Annotated in this window: 1 protein-coding gene; it reads left to right on the top strand. The window is 29.6% G+C overall.

The window, feature by feature from the left end; translation table 11 throughout:
- The first annotated feature begins 765 nt into the window (after window positions 1-765).
- A complete protein-coding gene (locus tag IEX94_RS19455; RefSeq protein WP_188859909.1) occupies window positions 766-1,428 on the top strand; it encodes an MFS transporter in 663 nt (220 codons plus the stop codon).
- Window positions 1,429-1,467 lie beyond the last annotated feature (39 nt).

Genomic DNA, 1,467 nt, shown 5'->3' with positions numbered 1-1,467 from the left:
TTTTGGCTATAAAGTTCTTTATAAAGACAACAGTTTAGACCGCAAACAAAGTGAAATGAAGGGGAATTTTTGGTTAGAATAAAAACTTTGCCCCTACTTGTTTGCGTGAACATTAATATCGTTACAACAGCTTTGATTCTAAATATGAAACATTAAAATGCACAAGACCAAAGAGCGCGTTATTTGTCCTTTAGCCAACTAGGGTATCTGTCAGATGGTTATAAAGTGAAAGTAATGCAAAACTTTTGAAAATATATGCCTTCGCTAGTGGCTTCACTAGCTTGGGGAAATATTTATAAACTTCTTACCTCTGTGGAACGTGTGAATGCCTATCTGAAGGAATGGTTTCAGCTTCTACGAAGAATCTTGGAAAAATCCACATTGACATGGTAATTCTTGTTTACAATGCTTCAAAAACTCGCTGTAGATCGCATCAATTCACAATTAAACTAGTTAAAAAATGTAAGATTTCTGTTCTTGAAAAACAATTTGAAGATTCCGTTCATCTGTGTATTTAAAAAGAGTGATTATGAAATTGATATAAATAAATATAATATTTAATATAATGCTAAAGAATGGTATACTAAATTTTACAAAAGTAAATGTTTTGCGAACATATATTCACTTATAAATTAAAGAGATCAGAAAATATAAATGGCCTTTCAGTATAAGTGAAACGTAGAAAAACTTACTATAACATTTCTGAACATAATTTTTGAATTACTTAAATAGTTCTAATCAAATGTTAGGAGGAATAGTAGATATATGAAGAAATTTCTACTTAAAATTAAAATAGCAGTTTCACAACTTCCTAAAACTATACTTTTCCTTTTAGTTTCAAGGTTTTTAATTTCATTTACTAGATTCATGGTGTTTCCGTTCTTAGCTATATACTTAAACACTCACACAGATTTATCTATTACACAAATTGGTTTTCTAATTGGATTATCGCCACTAGCTTCCACAATTTTTGGACTTATCGGCGGAAAAATAGTTGACAGGTTTGAGTCACGTTATGTTTACATGCTATCTTTATTTGTTAATGCTATAGTTTTACCTGGATATATATTATTTAGTGATTTTTATACATTAAGTTCTGTTGCTGTCATTTCCGGGATTAGTTGGAACTTATATAATACATGTTCACAAACAGTGATATCGTTAAATACACCAAAAAAACAATTAGTTGAAGTATTTAGCTACAGTTATTGGATGTTTAATTTAGGTGGAACGATTGGTCCTTTAACAGGGGCACTATTAGCAAGTATGCATATAGAAGTTCTAGCATTTTTTATTTTTAGCATGGTTCTAACTATTTTAGCCTTTTTAACCCCTTTATTAATAAGCAAATATAATTCTAAATTAAATAAAAAGATGGCTAAATCAAATACTTCAATTAGATCGAAAGTTACCAATGGAATGTTGTAAAGCTCCACATTGTTCCATCTAAAACACTTGCTAATTGTT

It is taken from the genome of Oceanobacillus indicireducens (assembly GCF_014647195.1).
Taxonomy (GTDB): Bacteria; Bacillota; Bacilli; order Bacillales; family Amphibacillaceae; genus Oceanobacillus; species Oceanobacillus indicireducens.
This window is presented reverse-complemented; position numbering and strand designations above follow the sequence as displayed.

Bases quoted from the DNA above. Each gene is read 5' to 3' on its own strand.
- IEX94_RS19455 (WP_188859909.1), top strand. From the start codon at position 766: ATGAAGAAATTTCTACTTAAAATTAAAATAGCAGTTTCACAACTTCCT.